Genomic DNA, 18,945 nt, shown 5'->3' with positions numbered 1-18,945 from the left:
TGGAACCTCCTGGTCTCGGTGGGTCGCCGGCCGCTGTCCGGCCGCGGTCCCTCAGCTGCGTCGTGAGTCGGCCGTCCACTGGCCGATGCGGAAGATCACGAACTCGGCCGGGTAGGTCGGCGCGACGCCGATCAGGCAGATCATCCGGCCGTTGTCGAGGTCGTTCTGGGTCATGGTCGTCCGGTCGCACCGGACGAAGAAGGCCTCCTCGGGGCGGGTCCCCATCAGGGCCCCGGTCTGCCAGACCGAGATGAGGAAGTCCTCGATCGACTGACGGACGGAACCCCAGAGCCGCTCGTTGTTGGGCTCGAACACCGCCCATTGGGTGGCCTTGTCGATGGAGTGCTCGAGGTAGATGAAGAGCCGCCTCACGTTGACGTACTTCCACTCCGGGTCCGAGGAGATCGTGCGTGCGCCCCAGACCCGGTTGGCCCGTCCCTCGAAGAACCGCAGGGCGTTGATCCCCTCGGGGTTGAGCACCGACTGCCGGTCGTAGGTGACGTTGGTGACGAACTGCGTGATGCCTCGGACCACCTCGTTGGCCGGTGCCTTGTGGACGCCCCGCTCGATGTCGGACCGCGCGTAGATCCCGGCGACGGCACCCGACGGGGGTACGTCGAGCAGCTGGGCCGGCAGCTCCGGGTCGAAGGACTGGGTGGGGTCGACGATCCGGAGCCACGGGTAGTAGAGCGCGCCGTACTTGCTGTCGAACCGGGACCGGAAGGCGCGAACCTCCGAGATCGAGCTGTCCTGCGGCGGGTCGATGATGGCGATGCGGTAGCGGTCCTGCTCACAGTGGCCCAGGAGTGCGTCGACCGCGGTGATCGCGTTGTCCAGGTCGTCGAAGTTCGTGGTGTCGGGCATTGCCACAATGGCGATGTCGTCGATCTCGCCGAGGGCATTGAGACCGGTGGCGGGATCCAGGGTGTCGGTCCCGGCCTTCTCGCCCTCGAGCGCTGCGGGCGACATCGCCCCGCCCTCGCTCCCGCCGACCAGGTAGGCCCCGTCGGGACCCGCGGCGAGCAGGGCGGTGAGCATCTGGATCGGGGTGGGCTCGGGCGCCGGGGGCTGCCCGACCGCCGGCGTGGGGAGGGTGAGCCAGACCAGGCAGGCGTCGTCGGCCGGGTCGACGTCCTGGAGGACCTCGCGGATGTAGCGCCGATGCTCGCTGCCGAGCTCCAGGCCGTTGTACACGTCGACCCGGTCACCGAGGCGGACTTCCACGTCGAGGGTGATGTGGAAGGCGGCCTGGCCAGCGGCGGGCGCGACGAAGCCGCCGCTGCCGTCGTCGTAGCCCAGTGCGCCGTCCTGGAGCTTGACGATCCGCAGCGCGGTCGGCGCCTGCTCGTCCGGGATCGACGGCGCTCTGCCCTGGGCGTCGAGTGCCGCCGTCTCGACAGCCGCGCCCGGCAGGACGGTGCGCAGCGAGGTGCCGACCTGGACGTTCTTGCTGCGCCGGAACCTGACCGCCACTCGCACGCGGGCACCGGCCGTGCCGGGCCAGCGCGCGCACCACTGCAGCCGGGGTGGGTTCGCGCCGGCGGGGATGTCGAGCCGGGCCAGGTCCCCGTCCGGTCCCGCACCCGCCCCGTCCGCCGTCGGGACGAACACCCGCTGGACGTAGAGGCGCCGTCCGCCGTTGGCGAAGAACGACCTGGCAGCCAGCGCCAGCCGGCACGGGGCGAAGTCGATGGTGAGGCCGCCGAAGAACCGCTCGTACTCCGTCGGACTGGTGACCAGCACGGGCCCGGTCGCCATCGCGACGTTGTTGGCGGGATGGGCCACGGGGCCGTACTCGGTCGCACCGGCCATCCCGGCCGTGCTCGTCGGGACTCCCTCGATCGAGCGGGACCGGAAGCTGGTCTCCTCGACATAGACGCCGGGAGTCAGGTACTCGGGCATGGCGGCCTCCTGGGCTGGTTAGGGCGTGAAGCTGATGTCGGGGAGCCGAACTGCTCGCCCGGGGGTGAGCGACGCTGCCAGGTCGACGGCGGCTGTGACGAAGCCGTTGGGGACCGCGACGCCGATCGTGGCGTCGTCCTCGAAGGACCCGGCCGGGACCTGCTGCCTGGGCAGCACCTCGACCGGCAGGTCGGCCAGCGGGTCGGCGGCGAGGTCGCGGGCGGTGACCGCGGGGGTGCCGGCGGGTAGCGGTCCCGGTCGGTGGACGCGTACGGCCACCTGTACGTCGGCGGTCGGCATGCCCGGTCCGAGCTGGTCGAGCACCACGAGCACCTCCCCGTGCGCGTCGCCGTGGCCCCATCCGAGGCGCTGGCCGGCACCGTCGAAGACCTCGGCGCGGGCCCAACGGACGGGGATGCCCCCGCGGACCACGCGCAGCCGGACAGCGGTGCCGCCGCCGGCTACGGCGTAGGCGGGGCCGGGCAGGAGCCAGGGCCGGATGCTGCGGCTCGCCGCCGGGACGGCCGGACCGGGCAGGACGGGGTCCTCGGGTGCCCGCACCTGAGGGAGCGGCCAGACCGGGACGCGGCACCGTCGAGGTATCCAGCGACCTGCCGGATCCACGATGCGGACGGTGAGGACGGGCTGGGCGCCCGGTGGACTCCCGTCAGGCGGCACCCGGGGGACCGTCGCGTCGTGCAGCACGACGTACGCGCCGGCCGCCGGGCGCACCCGGATCGTCGGCCTCTCGGGGTCGGGTCGTCCCCGGCTGCTGCGACGTCGGGCATGCTCCATGGACCTCGCGGTCTCGCGCCCCACCAGGACCCCGGGCGGGACCTCGTGACGGGTGACGGCGTCCAGGGGCACGACGGCCAGCGCGAGACGGTGGGCGACCGCCGTCCGGCCGAGGGTGCCGAGGTCGGTGCTCATGGCAGGACGCCGTCCGACTCGACGGCGTTGGCCACGGTGGTGACCCGCTCGGCCAACGGGCTGTGAGGTGCGTCGATGACGATCACGCGGGCCAGGTAGGACAGGCACAGGCGGTAGTCGGTGGTGAGCGCCTGGAACGCCTCGCTCATCGAGTCGAGCGCCAGGTCGTCCGGGACGAGCTGCACCAGGTCACCGGGGTTCCAGTCGCCGGTGGGGTCGAGGCGGGGTCCGGTCAGGATGCTGTTGGCCTCGAGCAGGCGAGCGGTGAGTCCGAGCCATTCCAGCTCGTTCTCCACAATGCGATCCCAGGCGGCGAGCATGAGGTGCATGCGCAGGGGGATCCGCGGGATGCCGTCGCCCGCTCCCACGGCAGACCATCCCGGCCGCGTCTCGCGGTCGACGCTGATGCGGTAGCAGTAGACGGACACCGCCGGATAGCGGATGACCGCGGTGGGACTGCTGTTGACCTCGTCGAAGTCGGCCGTGCCGGCCAGCACGGCGGTGGGTCGCCTCGCCGGTCCGGGCAGCTCGGTCAGGTAGCCGGCGTTCAGGACGTGCACCACGCTGCGCCCCACCGCCGCCAGCGCCTGATAACCCGCCATGCGGGCATCGTGCAGGCGCTCCGTCACCCTCGCGTCGCGGCCGGGGTGGTCGGTTCGCGACGCCCTCGTGACACCTGCCGCGCAGGATCGGTGCGCGCAGGGTGGGCGGACGTCCACGGGAGAAGAGGATGAGCATGGACACGAGCACGGGAACCCAGACGCAGGACCCGACCGATTCCAGCGCGTGCGACGGCTGCGACATCGTCGGGGTCGCCTGCGCCACGGAGCGGTACAAGAAGCAGGCGGAGGTCGCAGAGGAGTCCGCACAGGCACTCGAGGGCTTCCAGGAGAAGTACGACCTGGCGCGGGCGGCGTACTCGAAGGCCAGGGCTGACGCCGAGGCCGACGTCGCGTGGTCGAAGAAGACCCTCTACGGCAAGGACTCCGGCGGCAAGACGTCGATCAAGGAGCGCCTCAAGTGCCTCCTCGACGACGACCAGCGCAAGTGCCTCAAGGAGTCGCTCCGGACCGTCACCGCGGCCATCACGGAGTGCTCGGGCGCCTCCACGACCGGGTGCTGCGTGGGCGACTGCGATTACCCGCACGAGCCGAGCGAGGACGAGACGGTGAGCAGTCTCGCGGGACTGATCGCGAAGTACCGGGCCGCGGCAACGTGGAACCAGGCGTGCTTCGGCTCGCTGATCGACCTCGCCACCGAGATCCCCCAACAGACCTCCGAGATCCGCGCCGCGGTGGCAAAGCTCGACGAGGAGTCCAAGTCGGCGAGCAAGGAGAACGTCGTCGCGCTCTACGCCACCTACCTCGTCCTCAAGCACCGGCTGGCCGGTGGCGGGCTGTTCGGCGGCTTCGCGCACGTGAACGCCTACATGGACTGCCTGTGCAAGGCCCTCCAGTGCAGCTACGCCGCGTGGCAGGCCGTCATCGAGCTCGAAGGCCGGCGGGCCCTGCTGGAGTGCCAGGACAAGGCCGCGCGGGACGAGTGCGACCGGAAGAAGAGGGAGATCCTTGAGGACCTGCTCGGCGAGTACGAGAAGTGCAAGCCCGCAGCTGTCGCCAGCAGTGACCACGATGAGGACTGCGGGTGCGGTCAGCACAGCCACACGCAGCAGCCGGCCTCGGCCTTGTGAGAAAGCGACGCGGTCAGTTCTTCGAGTCGGTCGACGGCGCGACTGGAGCGTGGCCAGGCTCTGTGCCCCGGGGGGGCCAGCGACGCGACGTGCACCGCTGGGGCGGTGAGGGAGCACACGCCGTACCCGAGGGACCTGACCGATGAGCAGTGGGACCTGCCCAGCGCCGAGCCTCGTGGGTGCACCGAGGACAGTACCTAGGAGTCAGAGCCCCGACGGTTGCGTCGCTAGGAACCGACGGCATCGCTCGCGTCGCGTTCAAGAGCCTCGACGTCTGCCTCGAGCTGCTTCTTCTGGGACCACGGTTCCACCCCGGCTGCGGAGGATGCCTCATCCACGACGGGTGACCTCTGACCCGCGCCGGTTGCCTAGCGTGGCGACATGATCAAGCTGCTCAGTGGGATGCCGCCAGGGGTTCTGGGGCTCGAGGCCGTCGATGACGTCGACGAGGACGACTACCGCGACGTGGTCGTGCCGGCGATCGATGCAGCCATCGCCGAGCACGGGAAGGTGCGCCTCGTCTACGTGCTCGGCCCGGAGTTCGACGAGTACGAGAAGGAAGCAGCCTGGGAGGACCTCAAGCTCGGTGTCCGTCACCCGGCGTCGTTCGAGCGGATCGCCATCGTGACTGACGCGCGCTGGGCAGGGCCGACGATCAGGATCTTCAGCGTGCTCTGGCCGGGACAGGCGCGCACGTTCCCACTCGCCGACCTCGAGTCCGCGAAGCGATGGGCGGCCGAGCCGGTCGGCTGAGCCACCCCCTGTCCATACCTGCTGGTCTTCTCGACGGAGCGGGCGTACCGTCGAACGTACCGAGGGCTTGTCGTGCACCGTCACAGATTCGATGCCGTTCCCGTCTAGTACGAGTGGGCGGACTTGGGTTCCGCTCCGGAGCTGGGACCTCATGTCGACCACCGAACTTCTCCGTGTCTCCTGCGACACCTCCGACGGCGCGTGGCGGATCCGGCTGGTCGGTGAGGCGGACTTCTCGGTCCTCGACGACCTGATCGGCGCACTGCAGGGCGTCACCGTACGACCGGGGCAGGAGGCGCGCCTCGACGTCGGAAGGCTGCAGTTCGTCGATCTCGCGTGCATGCGGTCACTCGTCGACTTCGCCCAGCGCGCCGAGCGTCTCGGTGCGCGGGTGCACGTGGAGCAGCCGAACGCGACGTTCACGCGCCTGCGCGGGATGCTCGCGTCCGATGCCCCTGCACGCGTGTGACAACGGGTGACGCCCTGCGCCTGACGCCCGCGGCGTGCGTCCTACGGTGGCGCGTGTCCGTCGACGGAGAACGACGCCCACACCTGCTTGGAGGCGTCCCGGGAGGCGTCCACTCCCCAGTCGAGGCTCGTCCTGGCGACGATGTCCAGCCCGCGACCCGAGTATCCCGTGGGCCCCGTTGCCCGCCGGACCGGGGTGCGGGGGGAGTGGTCGCCCACCGTCAGCACGACGAGGTCCTCGGTGCGTTCGAGGGTCACGGTGAACCGTGTGCGCGCGTGGAGGATGGCGTTGGTGGCCAGCTCGCTCGTCACCAGGCGCACCGGGTCCACCAGGTGCGCCAGCTCGTCGTGCACGAGCTGGTCCACGACGAAGGAGCGGGCGAGGGAGGCGCTGACCGGGTCCGCGTCGAAGCTGGCTCGACGAGTCCAGTCCGGCGCACGGCGTGACATCCTGCACCCCCCACCCTTCCAAGCGAGTCGCGAAGCGGGCCGGGCGACACCTTTCGGTTCACGACGATACGCCGGGTGTCAGGGCAGCAACAGGAGCTCGCGGTCTGGACAGCGTGGCCTTCCCCGAGCGTGCGGCGTAGCGTCGATGACTGCGGACGACCTGACCCGGGGGACGTGATCGGGGCGACGGGGAACTGCCCGCGGGGCCCATCCAGCCAGCCTCGCGGGCAGCCCGTGACGTCAGAGCCTGAACGCGCGCGCCTGGGTCGCCAGCGCCCAGATGATGAAGACGTCCAGGGCGATGATGGCGAGGGACCAGAACGGGTAGTAGGGGATGAACGCGAAGTTCACCAGTGCACTCACGGAGGCCAGCACGATGCCGACCACCCGCGCCCACGTCTGGCCGGAGAGCAGGCCGTAGCCGGCGAAGACCACGATCACCCCGAGCAGCAGGTGGATCCATCCCCACGCGGTGACGTCGAACTCGAGGACGTAGTTGGGGGTGACGGTGTAGAACTCGTTCTCGAAGATGGCCGCCAGGCCGGCGATGGCCTGGAAGCCGCCCCCGACGAACATCATGACGGCGGCGAACAGGATCAGTCCCTGGGCCCAGGCGCCGGGCTCCTCGGGGGGTGCGGTCTGGCGGCGCGACCCGGTCGACTCGGTCATGGCTCTTCCCTCCGTGTGTGGTGCGAGCAAGCTCTCCACAGCAACGTAGGACGCCCGATGCGGTCGCCCTTCATCCGCTCGGGGTGAGATCCGGGTCGCTCAGGAGCCGCCGAACGTCTCGAGGAGGACGGCGCGCTCGGCGTCGGTGAGGTTGGTGGTGATCAGCTTCTTGTCCGTCCCGCGCATGCGTTCGCCCAACCGGTCGAGATTGCCTGCCTCGGTCACCACGAACAGCGCCGACGTCCCCTCGACGACCTCGGTGCGGATCCGGGCGAGGTCGTCCTTGGTGATGCCCGCGCCCTCCGTGGACTTGGCGATGGCGCCGATCGCCAGGCCCACAACGCCGCCGACGACGGGCACCGCGAAGAGCGCGCCCCCGAGGATGCCCCAGAGCGCACCCCACGCTGCCCCGTGCTTGGCGTCGTCGTGCGAGTGACGGGTCTCCGGCTTGTCGGCGCCGGCGGGCCAGGTCATCACGGCGTGGTCGATCACCGTGACCAGGCCGTCGGCCTCGGCGTTCTGGAGCAACGTGGCTGCGTGCTGGGCGCCGTCGGGGTCCTCGAACTTCCAGACCGTGAAGGTTGTCATCGCTCACTCCTCGTAGTGCGTGGCGGGTCGGTCCACCCGTGCGGGCTCCGCGACCCGACCCTGCACGGTCGCACGAAGCGGCTTCCGGGGAATCACCCGCAGCGGATGAGCGCGCGTCACCCCGTGCTCCCACGAGGTGGGACTGGGGTCCCGGCCCCGTCCGGGACCTGTCGGGACGGCGTGAGCCTGCCCGGCCGCGCACAGCGGGCCGTCGGGACTGCCTTCCCCGCTCAGGCGCAGACATCCTGACGTGCTCGAGATCCCCGCCCCGTGCCCGGGGAACAGCGCCGGCGCGAGCGTCGACCCAGAGGCGGGAATCCTCCCGCCGGACGGGATCGGGTGGTCGAGATGCGAACCTCTCTTCTGGTGGGAACGGCGGCGCTGGGCGTGGTCGCGGCCGTCGCGGCGCCGGTGGTCACTGCTGCGGCCGGCGGCGGGGTGCAGGAGTCGTCGTACGTCGTGGCCGCGGGCGCTCGCCTGTCAGCGGCCGCACAGGTCGCCGAGGCACCGGCTGCCGACGTCGTGTTCAACGACCCGACGGGCGACGAGGCCGCGCAGGACCGGATCGCCGACCACGTCCGACGGGCGATCGACGCGACGCCGGACCACGGCACGATCCGCTTGGCGGCGTACAGCTTCGACCGGCCCGACATCGCCGAGGCGCTCGAGCGGGCGTGCACCCGGCGGCAGGTAACGGTGCAGGTCGTGCTGAACGACAACTTCGTCTCCGCGCCCGTGCGCCGCCTGCGGCGCCTCATCGGTCCGGACGAAGCCTCGAGCAGCGGCGCCTGCCACGCCCGCGGCGAGTCGCGGGGGGCCATCACGGAGCCCAGCTTCGTCACGGTCTGCCACGCCAGCTGCCGGCTCGGCGACCGCGGCAACCAGCACATGAAGGTCTACCTGTTCTCCGGGGGCGCCGACGCCGCGACCGTCGTCATGCTGGGCTCCGCCAACCTCACCGACTACGCCGCGGGCGTGCACTGGAACGACCTGGTCACCCTCACCGGCAGCCAGCAGCTGTACGACGACTACAGCCGGGTCTTCGCGGAGCTCGCGGCCGACCGTCTGGTCACGGAGCCGGCACTGGACGTGGTCCACGGCGACGTGTCCACGAGCGTCCCGTCCGGCCCGCCGGGCACGGCCGACGACGACTCCGTCGCGCAGCGGCTGTCCAAGGTCGAGTGCCACGCGCTGCCCGGCAGCGGGGTCACCGGTCGGTCCGTGGTCCGGATCAGCATGTACGGCTGGCGCGGCGCGCGCGGCGCCGACCTGGCCCGGCGGGTCGCCGGGCTGCACCGCCAGGGGTGTCACGTCCAGGCGCTGGTGAGCGCCGCCGGTCCGGAGGTCGTCGAGATCCTGGTCGCCGCGGGCGTCCGGGTGAGGAGCGCGTCGCTCGACGTCGACGGCGACGTCGCGACAGGCTTCGAGGACTCGGGCTGGGAGCACTTCGTGCACGAGAAGTGGATGTCGGTCGACGGGACCTGGGACGGTGCGGCCACCCGGGCGGTGTGGACCGGCTCGGAGAACTGGTCGGATGTCTCGCTCCTCAACGACGAGCTGGTGGTGATGATCCCGCGCGACCGGGTCCACGACGCGTACGTCGAACACTTCGACGAGGTCTGGGGTGACCACTCGAAGGCGGTCGCACCGCCGACCGTCCCGATGTGAGCCTCGTCTCTGCACCGAGACCCCCGGTCCCGACAACTTTGTCGGGTCGGGGATCGTCACCCTCCGTACGGGACCGGACCCTGCGGAGTGCGTGGGTCCGGTCGACATGCCCCTTCTGACGCCCGGGTGCAACGGGTCGAGGAACGGGGCTCGATCGTGACGACGCCACCGACGGTGGCGGTCGGGAAGGCGAGTTCGTGCCGAGGTTGTTCACCCTGCTCACCCTGTGCCTGGTCCTGGGCACCCCGCTGGCCGCGGTCCCCGCCGCGGCGGGCCCGCCAGGAGGCGCGTCGACCGCGGCCCAGCCGGGCCTGCCGTCCGCGAAGGTCACCGCCGCCGATCGCACGCGGTGGAAGGCCCCGCAGGGTCCGTTCTTCAACGACCCGCGTCGCAAGAAGGGCTGGTTCCGCATCGAGCGGAAGGTGATCGACACCATCAAGCACACGCCGAAGGGCTCGACGATCCGGATCGCCGTCTACTCCTTCGACCGGATGCCGGTCGCGAATGCGCTCATCGCTGCGCACCGACGTGGCGTCCAGGTGCAGATGATCCTCAACGACCACCAGTACACCAAGGCGATGCGGGCGGTCCGCAGGGAGATCGGGGCCAAGCGCTACCGCTCGAGCTTCATCACCCGGTGCACGGCCGGGTGCCGGAGCAAGCAGAACCAGTACAACAACATGCACACGAAGTTCTACTCGTTCTCACGGGCCGGCCGGTCGAAGGACGTGCTGGCCGTGGGGTCGGCCAACCTGATGCTCAACGCCGACAAGCACCAGTGGAACGACCTCTACTTCACCTCCGGCGACCACGAGCTGTTCCGCCAGTTCGTCCGGCTGTTCAACGACATGCGCAAGGACCACTCCACCCGCCAGCCGCCGCAGTTCTTCTGCGGCACGCCGGCCAACGGCGTCGCGTGCGACGACTCGGTCGACAAGCACACCGTGTGGGCCTGGCCCAAGCCGTCGGGGCCGAAGAACGACCTGGTGCTCGACCTGCTCGGCAAGGTCCAGTGCCTGACCGCCGACGGCGCCGGTGGGCAGAAGCGGAGCAGGATCGCGGTGTCGATGCACACCATGCGAGGCAGGCGCGGCGACTACCTCGCTTCGGCGATCCGCCAGAAGTGGATCGAGGGGTGCAAGGTGCGCGTGATGTACGGCCTGATCGGCTACCACACCAAGCGTGTCGTCGGTGCTCCGACCGCCCGCGGGCGCATCCCGCTGCGTTCGACCGGACTCGACTTCAACCCGAACGACGACTACGACCTCAACAAGGACGGCAAGGACGACCTGATCCTCAGTGTCTACAGCCACCAGAAGTACGTCGCGATCCAGGGCACCTACAACGGCATCCCCGACACGCACATGACCGTGACGGGCTCGGCGAACTGGGCGAGCCTGAGCCCCGGCAACGACGAGCTCTGGATGACGATCCGTGGCAAGAAGCTGACCCGGAAGTACGTCAAGAACTTCAACTACCAGTGGCGGAACAAGCGCAACTCGCGCAACGCCTACACCACGACCTACGTGAACTTCCGCGTCAAGCGGACGGTCGTCGACGAGGGCGGCACGCCTCGCACGGTCTGGCGCACCGTCCGGCGTCCGGTCACGACGATCGAGCGCGACCCCTACCGCAAGGGTCCCCACTGGGAGTCCGACTGAGGACCCGACCGGCGGTCCGGACCGGCTCGGAGAATTTTCGGGCAGACCCGTAACACGTGGGGCCGGGCCGGCGCTGAGCAAGTAGGCGGCCGCGTTCCGCCGGGTCCAACACTGCTCACCCGTGCCTCGACCTCCCGCCGTGGCACGGATCCCCCCAGAGACAGTGGGACGACCCGAACAACCGCGCAGGACAGCGGCGTGGCCCTCCGGGGCCGCGCCGCTGCTGTGTGTCCGCTGGTGTGTGTCAGGTCAGCGGATCGCCAGCGTGGCCGCGGCCACGGTGAGCGTGGCGCACACAGCGCCCCACCCGGCGAGCCGGAGCAGGGGGACCCGCAGGCCGGCGGAGCGGCACCGCTGGAGCCAGAGCAGCGTGGCGAGCGAGGCCCAGGGGGTGACCAGGGCGCCGGCGTTGACGCCGACCAGCGTGGCGACGAGTCGACGTACGTCGTCGGCGGCTGCGGGCTCGACGAGCAGGTACGCCGGGAGGTTGTTGACGAGGTTCGCCACGACCGCGGAGGCGGCGGAGAGGTGGAGCAGGTCGAGGGGCCGGGTCCCGGTGCCGACCGCGGGCGCCAGCCAGTCGAGGAGCCCCTCACCCTGGGCGAGGCGCAGCAGCCCGGCCACGAGCACGAAGCCGCCCGCCATCAGCCAGGGCGGCCGGACCTCGCGCAGGAGCCCCGGAGCCCGCCACAGCAGCGCTGCGAGCAGGACGACTGCCGAGCCGAGCGCCACCACGGCGGGTTCGACACCGACGGCGAACAGCGGTCCGATCACGACGCACACGACGGAGGCGATGACGAGCAGCACGCGGTCGTGCGGATCGGCCGGGGGCTCGACGGCGTACGTCCCGCGCAGCGCTCGCCGCTGCAGCACGGCGATCAGGACCAGGGTCACCACGACGGCGGTCACCGCCGGCGCGGCCGCCGTACGCACGTAGTCGCCGTGGTCGGCCCCGAGGTCCTCGAAGCGGTGCACCGCGAGCAGGTTGGTCAGGTTGGACACGGGGAGCAGCAGCGAGCCGGTGTTGGCGATCCAGAGGGTGGTGAGCGCGAAGGGGAGCGGCGCCACCCCCGTCTGCCGGGCGATCGCGAGGCCGACGGGCGTCAGGAGCACGGCGGTGGTGTCGAGGCTCAGCACGACGGTGCAGACGACCGCCAGCGTGGCGAAGGTCAGCCACAGCAGCACGACCCGATGCCGGGCGCGGTGCGCGAGGGCGTGCGCGGCCACGTCGAAGACGCCGGCCAGCTGGGCGACCTCCGCGGTCACCGTGATCGCGAGGAGGAAGACCGCGACCGGCAGCACCTGCGCCAGGACGGGCACCAGGTCGGGGTGCAGCAGTGGGTGCAGGGCCTCGGTCACGTCGTCACGAGGACGGGCCGCGGGCCGCACCCGCTGCCGCACCCGCTGCCGCACCCGCTGCCGTGCCCGTCACCGGCTCGGGGACGGGACCGAACTGCTGGTTGCAGGTCCACCCCGCGCAGTCGACGAGCTCGTCGCGGCGCATCTCGAGCGCGGACCGCACGCCCGCGTAGGCCGGGTCGTCGACGAGGTTCACCATCTCGTAGGGGTCGAGGAGCCGGTCGTAGAGGAACGTGTCGACGCCGTCGGTGCCGTAGAGGTAGCGCTCGGTGCGTACCCCGCGGTGGGACCAGCCGTCGCCCAGCGTGCGGCCGGTCTGGACCAGCGTCGTGTCGCGGAACGGCTGGGACTCGCCGCGCAGGGTCGGCGCCAGGGAGGTGCCGTCGACCTGCCACTGCGGGGTGACCCCGGTCAGGGCGGCGAACGTGACGGGCAGGTCGACCAGGGTCGCGGGCAGCTGCGACGTGGCGCCCGGCACCACGCCGGGGCCTCGCACGAGCAACGGGACCTGCAGGGCCTCGTCGGTCAGCACGTCCTTGCCGACGAAGCGGTGCTCGCCCAGGGAGTAGCCGTTGTCGGAGGTGAAGACGATGTAGGTGTCGTCGAGGACGCCCTCGTCGTCCAGCGTCTCGACCAGGGACCCGACGGCGCGGTCCACGGACTGCAGCGACTGCAGACGCGCCGTGTTCTCCGCGGTCACCGCGTCGCGGGACACGGGGGCGCCACGTCGCAGGTAGACCGGCTGGTCGGACACGTCCTCCTCGTTGAAGGACGGGTCGTCGAAGGCGGAAGGGCGCTCGTCCAGGAACAGGGTCTCGTCCTGGGGCTCTGCGGGTGGGAGGCTGCGCCCGCCCTCCGGGCTGATCCGGTAGTGGGGGGCGAGGTGCCACGAGTAGACGACGAAGGGATCGCCGCTGCGGGCGAAGTCGCGCACGGCTGCGTTGGTGTGGTCCTCGATCACGGTGGTGACGTAGCTGTCGGTGTAGCGGCGGGGGTCGCCGTCGCCGGTCATCGAGAAGTCGACGTAGTCGTAGACCCCCCGGGTCAGCGCGTCCCACCGCGACCACCCGGCCGGCCGCACGTCGCCGGGGTGGTAGCCGTTGAGGAACTTGCCGGCGAACGCCGTGCGGTAGCCGCTGTTGCGGAACCAGACGCTCGCCTCCTGCGCCGGGTCGAGCGCCGCGAAGCCACCGTGCGCGCCGCGGTTGTGCTGGACGCCGTTGTTCTGGGCGTACTGGCCGGTGGCGAGCTGGGCACGGGCCGGGCAGCAGAGGGGGTGCGGCGAGATGGCGTCGGTGAACTCCATGCCCTCGTCGGCCAGGAGGCGCCGGGTGATCGGCATGTGGTCGAGGTCGTCGTCGCGCATGTCGTCGGTGAGGACGAACACCAGGTTGGGACGCGTCGCCTGGTCGATCCCGGAGCCGGGGGACTGGGTTCCCTGCACCATCCGCACCGCGCCCGTGCCGCTCGCGCCACCTGTGTCGCTGGTCGCGGTGACCGTGGCCAGGGTGGCGACGAGGACGACCAGGAGGGCAGCCGTGATCGACTGTGCCCACGCTCGCATGCTGCCCCTCGCCGAGACCCTGAGGGTCCTTCTCGTCCGCCCGTGTGTCGGCGCAACAGTAGGGCTCCGGGACCCGCCTCCCCAAGGCGACACGACGAGTGGGGAGACAATGGGCCCGACCGTTACGCTGTGGTCTCGCCCGGGCCCGCCATGACGACCCGAGGCGCTACGCGACCGACGAGACGAAGGAACCCGCAGCAGCCGCCATGGACGAGAGTCAAAGTCCCCGCACGACCGCACTGATCACCGGGTGCGCGTCGTGACCCCCCTCCTGCTCCTGCTCGTCTCGTTGGCCCTCGTGGCCGCCTGCGGCCTCTTCGTGGCTGCGGAGTTCTCCTTCGTCACCGTCGACCGGCCCAGCGTCGAGCGCGCCGCGGCCGCGGGCGACGAGGGCGCGCGAGGTGTCCAACTGGCTCTCCGCTCGCTGTCGACGCAGCTGTCCGGCGCCCAGGTCGGCATCACCGTGACCAACCTAGCCATCGGCTTCCTCGCCGAGCCGGCCATCTCCGACCTCATCGACGGCCCGCTGGCGTCCGCGGGCGTGCCCGAGGGCGTCGTGACCCCGCTGTCGCTCGCGCTCGGCCTCGCCATCGGCACGGTCGTCACGATGATCTTCGGGGAGATGGTGCCCAAGAACATCGCCATCGCCCGCCCGCTCGAGACCGCCCGCAACACCCAAGGGTTCATGCGCGGATTCACCGCCCTCTCCCGCGGCCCCATCCGGGCCCTCAACGGGTCGGCCAACGCGATCGTGCGCCGCCTCGGCATCGAACCGCAGGAGGAGCTCCGCTCGGCCCGCAGCGCCCAGGAGCTCTCCTCGCTCGTCCAGCGGTCCGCCGACCAGGGCACGCTCGACGCCGACACGGCCGAGCTGGTCGAGCGCTCGGTCGAGTTCGGCACCCGCACCGCGGGCGAGATCATGACCCCCCGCGTGCGGACCACGACCGTCGAGGACGGCGACCGCGTCTCCGCGGTGATCGAGCTGGCCCGCCAGACCGGACACTCCCGCTTCCCGGTCCTCGACGCCGAGGACACCGTCGTCGGCACCGTGCACGTCAAGCACGCGGTCGCCGTGCCCGTGCACGAGCGCGCGACGACCCGCATCAAGCGCGTCATGGTCCGCCCCGTCGTCGTACCCGACAGCCTGCGGCTCGACCCGCTGCTGGCCCTGCTGCGCCAGGACGGCTTCCAGATGGCCGTCGTGCTCGACGAGTACGGCGGCCACGCGGGCATCGTCACGCTCGAGGACGTCGTCGAGGAGATCGTCGGCGACATCTCCGACGAGCACGACCGGCTCGGCGCGCGGATCCGCCAGCGCCGCGACGGCAGCTGGACGCTCTCGGGGCTCCTGCGACCCGACGAGGTCGAGGACGCCACCGACATCGAGCTGCCCGACCACGAGGACTACGACACCGTGGCCGGCCTCGTCATGCGCGAGCTCGGCAAGATCCCGGAGCCCGGTGACCGCGTCGAGCTCCCGGTCCCCGACCGCAGCGACCCCAACGAGGTGCGCGAGCGCCTCGTGACCCTGACCGTGCAGCGGATGGACGGCCTGCGGATCGACCGGCTCGACCTGGTGCTGGTGGGGGAGGGCGAGTCGTGAACAGCGATCTCTTCGGGGTGGGCCTCGCCGTCGTGCTGCTCGCCTTCAACGCCTTCTTCGTCGGTGCGGAGTTCGCCCTGCTCGCCGCGCGCCGCAGCCAGATCGAGCCGCGGGCCCAGGAGGGCTCGCGAGCCGCTCGCACCACGCTGCGCGCGATGGAGAACGTCTCGCTCGTCATGGCGGGGGCGCAGCTCGGCATCACGGTCTGCTCGCTCGGGCTGGGTGCCATCGGCGAGCCCGCCGTCGCCCACCTGCTCGAACCGGTCTTCCACGCCGCCCGACTGCCCGACGACCTGCTCCACCCGGTGTCCTTCGTGGTCGCGATGTCGATCGTGGTCTACCTGCACGTCGTCCTGGGCGAGATGGTGCCCAAGAACATCGCGCTCGCCGGTGCCGACCGCGCCGCCCTGGTCCTCAGCCCGCCCATGATGGCGATCGTCACCGTGCTGCGCCCGGTCATCGCCGGCATGAACATGGCTGCCAACGGCGTGCTGCGGCTGCTGCGCATCGAGCCCAAGGACGAGGTCCACTCCAGCTTCACCCGCGAGGAGGTCGCCGCGCTCGTCGAGGAGTCGCGGGGCGAGGGACTCATCGAGGCCGACGAGTACGACCGGCTCGCCGGCGCCCTCGGCTTCACCGAGAAGTCCGTCGCGGCCATCGTGATGGCGCCCGACTCCCTGGCCACCGTGGCGCCCGGCTCGACCGTGGCCGACGTCGAGGCGGTGTGCGCGGCCACCGGCTTCAGCCGGTTCCCGGTCGCCGGGGACGACGGCACGCTGCTCGGCTACCTCCACATCAAGGACGCCCTGGAGTCCGAGGACGACAGGCGCTCGCGTGTCATCGAGGACAAGTGGATCCGCCCCTTCGCCTCCGTCCACCCCGACGACCTGCTCCACGACGCCCTCGAGAGCCTCCAGATCAAGGGCGCCCACATGGCGCGGGTCGTGGAGCGGGACGGGAGCGTCATCGGGCTGGTCACGCTCGAGGACGTGCTCGAGGAGCTCGTCGGTGAGATCCGCGACGCCGCGCACCACGACGTGTCCGGCGCCGAGGCTCACTGAGCGTGGATAGGGTCTGAGGCGTGTCCGAGGGAGCCTCTCGCATCTGGACCGTGCCCAACATCATCAGTGTGGTGCGGCTTGCCGGCGTGCCCTTGTTCCTGTGGCTGGTGCTCGGGCCCGAGGCGGACGCGATCGCCCTCGTGGTGCTGATGGTCGCCGGGTTCACCGACTTCCTCGACGGATGGCTCGCGCGACGGCTCGACCAGTACTCCACGCTGGGCGAGATCCTCGACCCGGTGGCCGACCGGCTCTACATCCTGGCCGTCGTGGTCGGGCTCTTCCTGCGCGACATCATCCCGTGGTGGGTCGCCATCGCACTCCCGCTGCGCGACCTCTTCCTCTGGGGCCTCGTCCCGATCCTCCGCACCCGCGGCTACTCGGCCCTGCCGGTGCACTTCCTCGGCAAGGCGGCCACGTTCAACCTGCTCTACGCCTTCCCGTTGCTGCTCCTGGGCGAGGGTGAGGGCATCGTCGCGACGCTCGCCCGCAACTTCGGGTGGGCCTTCGCATGGTGGGGGATCGGCCTCTACTGGTGGGCCGGGGTGCTCTACGCCTGGCAGGTGCGCACCCTGCTGCGCGAGACACCACGCCGTACGACGCCGGCGACCGACCATGGCTGACCCGCTGCCCGAGCACGTCACGACCCCGCTGCTGACCCTCATCACCGCGCGGTCCATGGACGAGGACTACGCCCACGTGGCTCAGAAGCGGGCCGCTGCGGGCGACGTACGTCCGCAGGTGGCGCGGCCGCACTGGTCCAGCCTCGTCGCCGTGGCCGCGCTCGGCGTCATGGCCGCCGTCGTCGCCGTGCAGACCGACCGTGAGGCCCCGGCCAACGAGCTGAGCCGGGCCGCGCTGGTCGAGCAGATCGAGAGTCGCAGCGACGAGGTCCGCGCGCTCCAGGGAGACGTCGCGGAGCTCAACCGGTCCAACGCCGCGCTCGCGAGCAGCAGCACGAGGAACCAGGGAAAGCTCGACGACATGGAGGCGCGGCAGAGGCGCGCCGAGCTCGTCACCGGCTTCTCCGTCGCACACGGCCCAGGGGTCCAGATCACCGTGGACAACAGCGCCGACGGCGAGGTGGACGGCGAGGTCCTCGACGAGGACCTCGCCACCCTGGTCGACGGCCTGTTCGCCGCCGGTGCCGAAGCCGTGGCGGTCAACGACCAGCGGATCAACGCGCTGGGCGGCATCCGAAACACCAACCGCGCGATCCACGTCAACGGCCGCCCGGTCAACGCCCCCTACGAGGTCTCGGCGATCGGTGACCCCCGCACGCTGCAGGCCCGGCTCGTCGAGACCTCCCAGGGGCAGCAGTGGTTCGCCCGGGTCAACCGCTACGAGTTTGTCTACGACGCCCAGAATGTCGACGACATCCGCTTGCCGGCTGCGCCCGAACGCGTCCTCCGTGATGTGATCGAGCTCGACGCCGACCCCAACAGCGGGCCTGAGCGAGAAGGGAGCTCGCCGTGATCGCCGCCCTCGGCCTGCTCCTGGGCATCATCGCCGGGCTGGTCTTCGCCCCCGACGTGCCGCTCAGCCTGCAGAACTACCTGCCGATCGCCGTCGTGGCCGCCCTGGACGCGGTGTTCGGCGCGCTGCGCGCCTACCTCGACGGCATCTTCGACGACAAGGTCTTCGTCGTCTCCTTCGTCAGCAACGTCGTGGTGGCGGCGGCGATCGTCTACCTCGGCGACCAGCTCGGTGTCGGCTCGCAGCTCAGCACCGGCGTCATCGTCGTGCTCGGCATCCGCATCTTCTCCAACGTCGCAGCCATCCGCAGGCACGTGTTCCATGCCTGAGCACCGCACCGAACCCGAGCCCGAACCCGGCCGTGAACGCCTGCGCAGCGCCGTGGTGCGGCCCTCGCGGCGCCAGGTGGTGGTGGCGGCCCTCCTGGCAGTCCTCGGCTTCGCCTTCGTCGTCCAGGTGCGCGACACCGCGGCCAACGACACCTACGCGGGTCTCCGCGAGAGCGAGCTGGTCGAGGTGCTCGACGGACTCACCGGCACCGCGGAGCGCGCTCGCCGCGAGGTCGACCGGCTCGAGGCGCGACGCGACGAGCTAGCCGACGAGAACCAGGCGCGGTTCGCGGCCCTCGACGAGGCCGAGCAGCGCGTCCGCACCCTGAACATCATCGCGGGCCTGGTCCCCGTCACCGGGCCGGGACTGCGGATGACCATCAACGAGTCGTCGAGCCGCGTCAACGTCGGGTCACTGCTCGACACGGTGCAGGAGCTGCGCACGGCAGGCGCCGAGTCGATGGAGCTCAACGACTCGATCAGGCTCGGTGCGGACAGCTCGTTCGACAACGCCGTGGGCGGCATCGAGGTCGACGGCCAGCTCCTCGAGCCGCCCTACGTCCTCGAGGTGATCGGCGACCCGCACGTGCTCCGCACGGCCCTGGAGTTCTCCACCGGCCCCATCGAGACGCTGGAGACCTACGACGGCGCCACGGTGGAGGTGGAGGAGCTCGAGGCCGTCCAGATCGAGAGCGTCCGCGAGCCCACCCGACCTGAGCATGCGGAGTTCGGGACCGGCCAGTAGCCTGCCGCACACCCCCGCAGCCACCCACCACC

At 71.0% G+C, this 18,945-nt stretch carries 19 protein-coding genes; 11 read left to right on the top strand and 8 right to left on the bottom strand.

The window, feature by feature from the left end; all coding sequences use genetic code 11:
- Nucleotides 1-51: 51 nt before the first annotated feature.
- The 3 genes from HOO61_RS19110 to HOO61_RS19100 are packed head-to-tail and all read right to left on the bottom strand — an operon-like array spanning nucleotide 52 to nucleotide 3,434.
- Nucleotides 52-1,902, bottom strand: a complete 1,851-nt coding sequence (locus HOO61_RS19110; protein WP_172261380.1) for a phage tail sheath subtilisin-like domain-containing protein — start codon at nucleotides 1,900-1,902, stop codon at nucleotides 52-54.
- Between the two features lie 18 nt (nucleotides 1,903-1,920).
- Entirely contained in the window at nucleotides 1,921-2,832 is a 912-nt protein-coding gene (locus tag HOO61_RS19105; protein WP_172261378.1) for a hypothetical protein, read from the bottom strand.
- Nucleotides 2,829-3,434 carry a Pvc16 family protein gene (locus HOO61_RS19100; protein WP_172261376.1) on the bottom strand — a complete coding sequence of 202 codons (606 nt, stop codon included), beginning with the start codon at nucleotides 3,432-3,434 and terminating at the stop codon, nucleotides 2,829-2,831. The genes HOO61_RS19105 and HOO61_RS19100 overlap by 4 nt, the downstream gene beginning before the upstream one ends.
- Nucleotides 3,435-3,568: 134 nt before the next feature.
- Here HOO61_RS19100 and HOO61_RS19095 point away from each other — a divergent pair, with 134 nt between their 5' ends.
- The 3 genes from HOO61_RS19095 (at nucleotide 3,569) to HOO61_RS19085 (ending at nucleotide 5,744) form a co-directional block, all read left to right on the top strand.
- The gene (locus HOO61_RS19095) at nucleotides 3,569-4,522 is read left to right on the top strand and encodes a hypothetical protein (protein WP_172261374.1); all 954 of its coding nucleotides are present in this window, start codon (nucleotides 3,569-3,571) and stop codon (nucleotides 4,520-4,522) included.
- A 381-nt stretch (nucleotides 4,523-4,903) separates the two neighbouring features.
- On the top strand, nucleotides 4,904-5,275 hold the full coding sequence (locus HOO61_RS19090; RefSeq protein ID WP_172261372.1) for an STAS/SEC14 domain-containing protein: 372 nt from the start codon (nucleotides 4,904-4,906) through the stop codon (nucleotides 5,273-5,275).
- Nucleotides 5,276-5,426: 151 nt separating this feature from the next.
- A complete protein-coding gene (locus tag HOO61_RS19085) occupies nucleotides 5,427-5,744 on the top strand; it encodes an STAS domain-containing protein (RefSeq protein WP_172261370.1) in 318 nt (105 codons plus the stop codon).
- Nucleotides 5,745-5,785: 41 nt separating this feature from the next.
- On the opposite strand, the gene HOO61_RS19080 is transcribed toward HOO61_RS19085, so the two are convergent.
- From HOO61_RS19080 to HOO61_RS19070, 3 genes are all read right to left on the bottom strand, one after another.
- Nucleotides 5,786-6,193 (bottom strand): ATP-binding protein, encoded by a 408-nt coding sequence (locus tag HOO61_RS19080; protein WP_172261369.1) that lies wholly within the window; start codon nucleotides 6,191-6,193, stop codon nucleotides 5,786-5,788.
- Nucleotides 6,194-6,433: 240 nt separating this feature from the next.
- Entirely contained in the window at nucleotides 6,434-6,862 is a 429-nt protein-coding gene (locus HOO61_RS19075; protein ID WP_172261367.1) for a hypothetical protein, read from the bottom strand.
- A 99-nt stretch (nucleotides 6,863-6,961) separates the two neighbouring features.
- Complete coding sequence (locus HOO61_RS19070; RefSeq protein WP_172261365.1) at nucleotides 6,962-7,450, bottom strand: DUF1269 domain-containing protein; 489 nt, start codon at nucleotides 7,448-7,450, stop codon at nucleotides 6,962-6,964.
- A 348-nt stretch (nucleotides 7,451-7,798) separates the two neighbouring features.
- Between HOO61_RS19070 and HOO61_RS19065 the strand changes: the two genes are divergently transcribed.
- Complete coding sequence (locus HOO61_RS19065) at nucleotides 7,799-9,118, top strand: phosphatidylserine/phosphatidylglycerophosphate/cardiolipin synthase family protein (protein ID WP_172261363.1); 1,320 nt, start codon at nucleotides 7,799-7,801, stop codon at nucleotides 9,116-9,118.
- Nucleotides 9,119-9,315: 197 nt separating this feature from the next.
- Nucleotides 9,316-10,779 (top strand): phospholipase D-like domain-containing protein, encoded by a 1,464-nt coding sequence (locus tag HOO61_RS19060; protein ID WP_172261361.1) that lies wholly within the window; start codon nucleotides 9,316-9,318, stop codon nucleotides 10,777-10,779.
- 249 nt (nucleotides 10,780-11,028) lie between these two features.
- Here the strand turns inward: HOO61_RS19060 and HOO61_RS19055 are convergent, their stop codons facing one another.
- Both HOO61_RS19055 and HOO61_RS19050 read right to left on the bottom strand, forming a co-directional pair.
- On the bottom strand, nucleotides 11,029-12,138 hold the full coding sequence (locus tag HOO61_RS19055) for an SLC13 family permease (RefSeq protein ID WP_216659142.1): 1,110 nt from the start codon (nucleotides 12,136-12,138) through the stop codon (nucleotides 11,029-11,031).
- Between the two features lie 4 nt (nucleotides 12,139-12,142).
- Entirely contained in the window at nucleotides 12,143-13,702 is a 1,560-nt protein-coding gene (locus HOO61_RS19050) for a sulfatase-like hydrolase/transferase (protein ID WP_172261359.1), read from the bottom strand.
- A 259-nt stretch (nucleotides 13,703-13,961) separates the two neighbouring features.
- On the opposite strand from HOO61_RS19050, the gene HOO61_RS19045 reads away from it, so the two are divergent.
- From HOO61_RS19045 to HOO61_RS19020, 6 genes are read left to right on the top strand one after another with little or no spacing between them, the layout of a single operon-like run.
- Nucleotides 13,962-15,305, top strand: coding sequence for a hemolysin family protein (locus HOO61_RS19045; protein WP_172261357.1), 1,344 nt, complete (start codon nucleotides 13,962-13,964; stop codon nucleotides 15,303-15,305).
- Complete coding sequence (locus tag HOO61_RS19040; protein ID WP_172261355.1) at nucleotides 15,302-16,366, top strand: hemolysin family protein; 1,065 nt, start codon at nucleotides 15,302-15,304, stop codon at nucleotides 16,364-16,366. Before HOO61_RS19045 ends, HOO61_RS19040 begins: the two co-directional genes overlap by 4 nt.
- Nucleotides 16,367-16,386: 20 nt before the next feature.
- Nucleotides 16,387-16,986 carry a CDP-alcohol phosphatidyltransferase family protein gene (locus HOO61_RS19035; protein WP_172261353.1) on the top strand — a complete coding sequence of 200 codons (600 nt, stop codon included), beginning with the start codon at nucleotides 16,387-16,389 and terminating at the stop codon, nucleotides 16,984-16,986.
- The gene (locus HOO61_RS19030) at nucleotides 16,979-17,839 is read left to right on the top strand and encodes a DUF881 domain-containing protein (protein ID WP_172261351.1); all 861 of its coding nucleotides are present in this window, start codon (nucleotides 16,979-16,981) and stop codon (nucleotides 17,837-17,839) included. Before HOO61_RS19035 ends, HOO61_RS19030 begins: the two co-directional genes overlap by 8 nt.
- Nucleotides 17,836-18,168, top strand: a complete 333-nt coding sequence (locus HOO61_RS19025) for a small basic family protein (protein WP_172261349.1) — start codon at nucleotides 17,836-17,838, stop codon at nucleotides 18,166-18,168. The genes HOO61_RS19030 and HOO61_RS19025 overlap by 4 nt, the downstream gene beginning before the upstream one ends.
- Complete coding sequence (locus HOO61_RS19020) at nucleotides 18,161-18,913, top strand: DUF881 domain-containing protein (protein ID WP_172261348.1); 753 nt, start codon at nucleotides 18,161-18,163, stop codon at nucleotides 18,911-18,913. The genes HOO61_RS19025 and HOO61_RS19020 overlap by 8 nt, the downstream gene beginning before the upstream one ends.
- Nucleotides 18,914-18,945: the final 32 nt, after the last annotated feature.

The sequence above is a fragment of the Nocardioides sp. zg-1230 genome (assembly GCF_013155335.1).
In the GTDB taxonomy this organism is placed as follows: domain Bacteria; phylum Actinomycetota; class Actinomycetes; order Propionibacteriales; family Nocardioidaceae; genus Nocardioides.
This window is presented reverse-complemented; position numbering and strand designations above follow the sequence as displayed.

What these genes read in the sequence shown, in the direction of transcription:
- HOO61_RS19110 (WP_172261380.1), bottom strand. Translation starts at nt 1,902, where the DNA reads ATGCCCGAGTACCTGACTCCCGGCGTCTATGTCGAGGAGACCAGCTTC.
- HOO61_RS19065 (WP_172261363.1), top strand. Translation starts at nt 7,799, where the DNA reads ATGCGAACCTCTCTTCTGGTGGGAACGGCGGCGCTGGGCGTGGTCGCG.
- HOO61_RS19105 (WP_172261378.1), bottom strand. Translation starts at nt 2,832, where the DNA reads ATGAGCACCGACCTCGGCACCCTCGGCCGGACGGCGGTCGCCCACCGT.
- HOO61_RS19050 (WP_172261359.1), bottom strand. Translation starts at nt 13,702, where the DNA reads ATGCGAGCGTGGGCACAGTCGATCACGGCTGCCCTCCTGGTCGTCCTC.
- HOO61_RS19095 (WP_172261374.1), top strand. Translation starts at nt 3,569, where the DNA reads ATGGACACGAGCACGGGAACCCAGACGCAGGACCCGACCGATTCCAGC.
- HOO61_RS19080 (WP_172261369.1), bottom strand. Translation starts at nt 6,193, where the DNA reads ATGTCACGCCGTGCGCCGGACTGGACTCGTCGAGCCAGCTTCGACGCG.
- HOO61_RS19075 (WP_172261367.1), bottom strand. Translation starts at nt 6,862, where the DNA reads ATGACCGAGTCGACCGGGTCGCGCCGCCAGACCGCACCCCCCGAGGAG.
- HOO61_RS19090 (WP_172261372.1), top strand. Translation starts at nt 4,904, where the DNA reads ATGATCAAGCTGCTCAGTGGGATGCCGCCAGGGGTTCTGGGGCTCGAG.
- HOO61_RS19070 (WP_172261365.1), bottom strand. Translation starts at nt 7,450, where the DNA reads ATGACAACCTTCACGGTCTGGAAGTTCGAGGACCCCGACGGCGCCCAG.
- HOO61_RS19100 (WP_172261376.1), bottom strand. Translation starts at nt 3,434, where the DNA reads ATGGCGGGTTATCAGGCGCTGGCGGCGGTGGGGCGCAGCGTGGTGCAC.
- HOO61_RS19030 (WP_172261351.1), top strand. Translation starts at nt 16,979, where the DNA reads ATGGCTGACCCGCTGCCCGAGCACGTCACGACCCCGCTGCTGACCCTC.
- HOO61_RS19085 (WP_172261370.1), top strand. Translation starts at nt 5,427, where the DNA reads ATGTCGACCACCGAACTTCTCCGTGTCTCCTGCGACACCTCCGACGGC.
- HOO61_RS19020 (WP_172261348.1), top strand. Translation starts at nt 18,161, where the DNA reads ATGCCTGAGCACCGCACCGAACCCGAGCCCGAACCCGGCCGTGAACGC.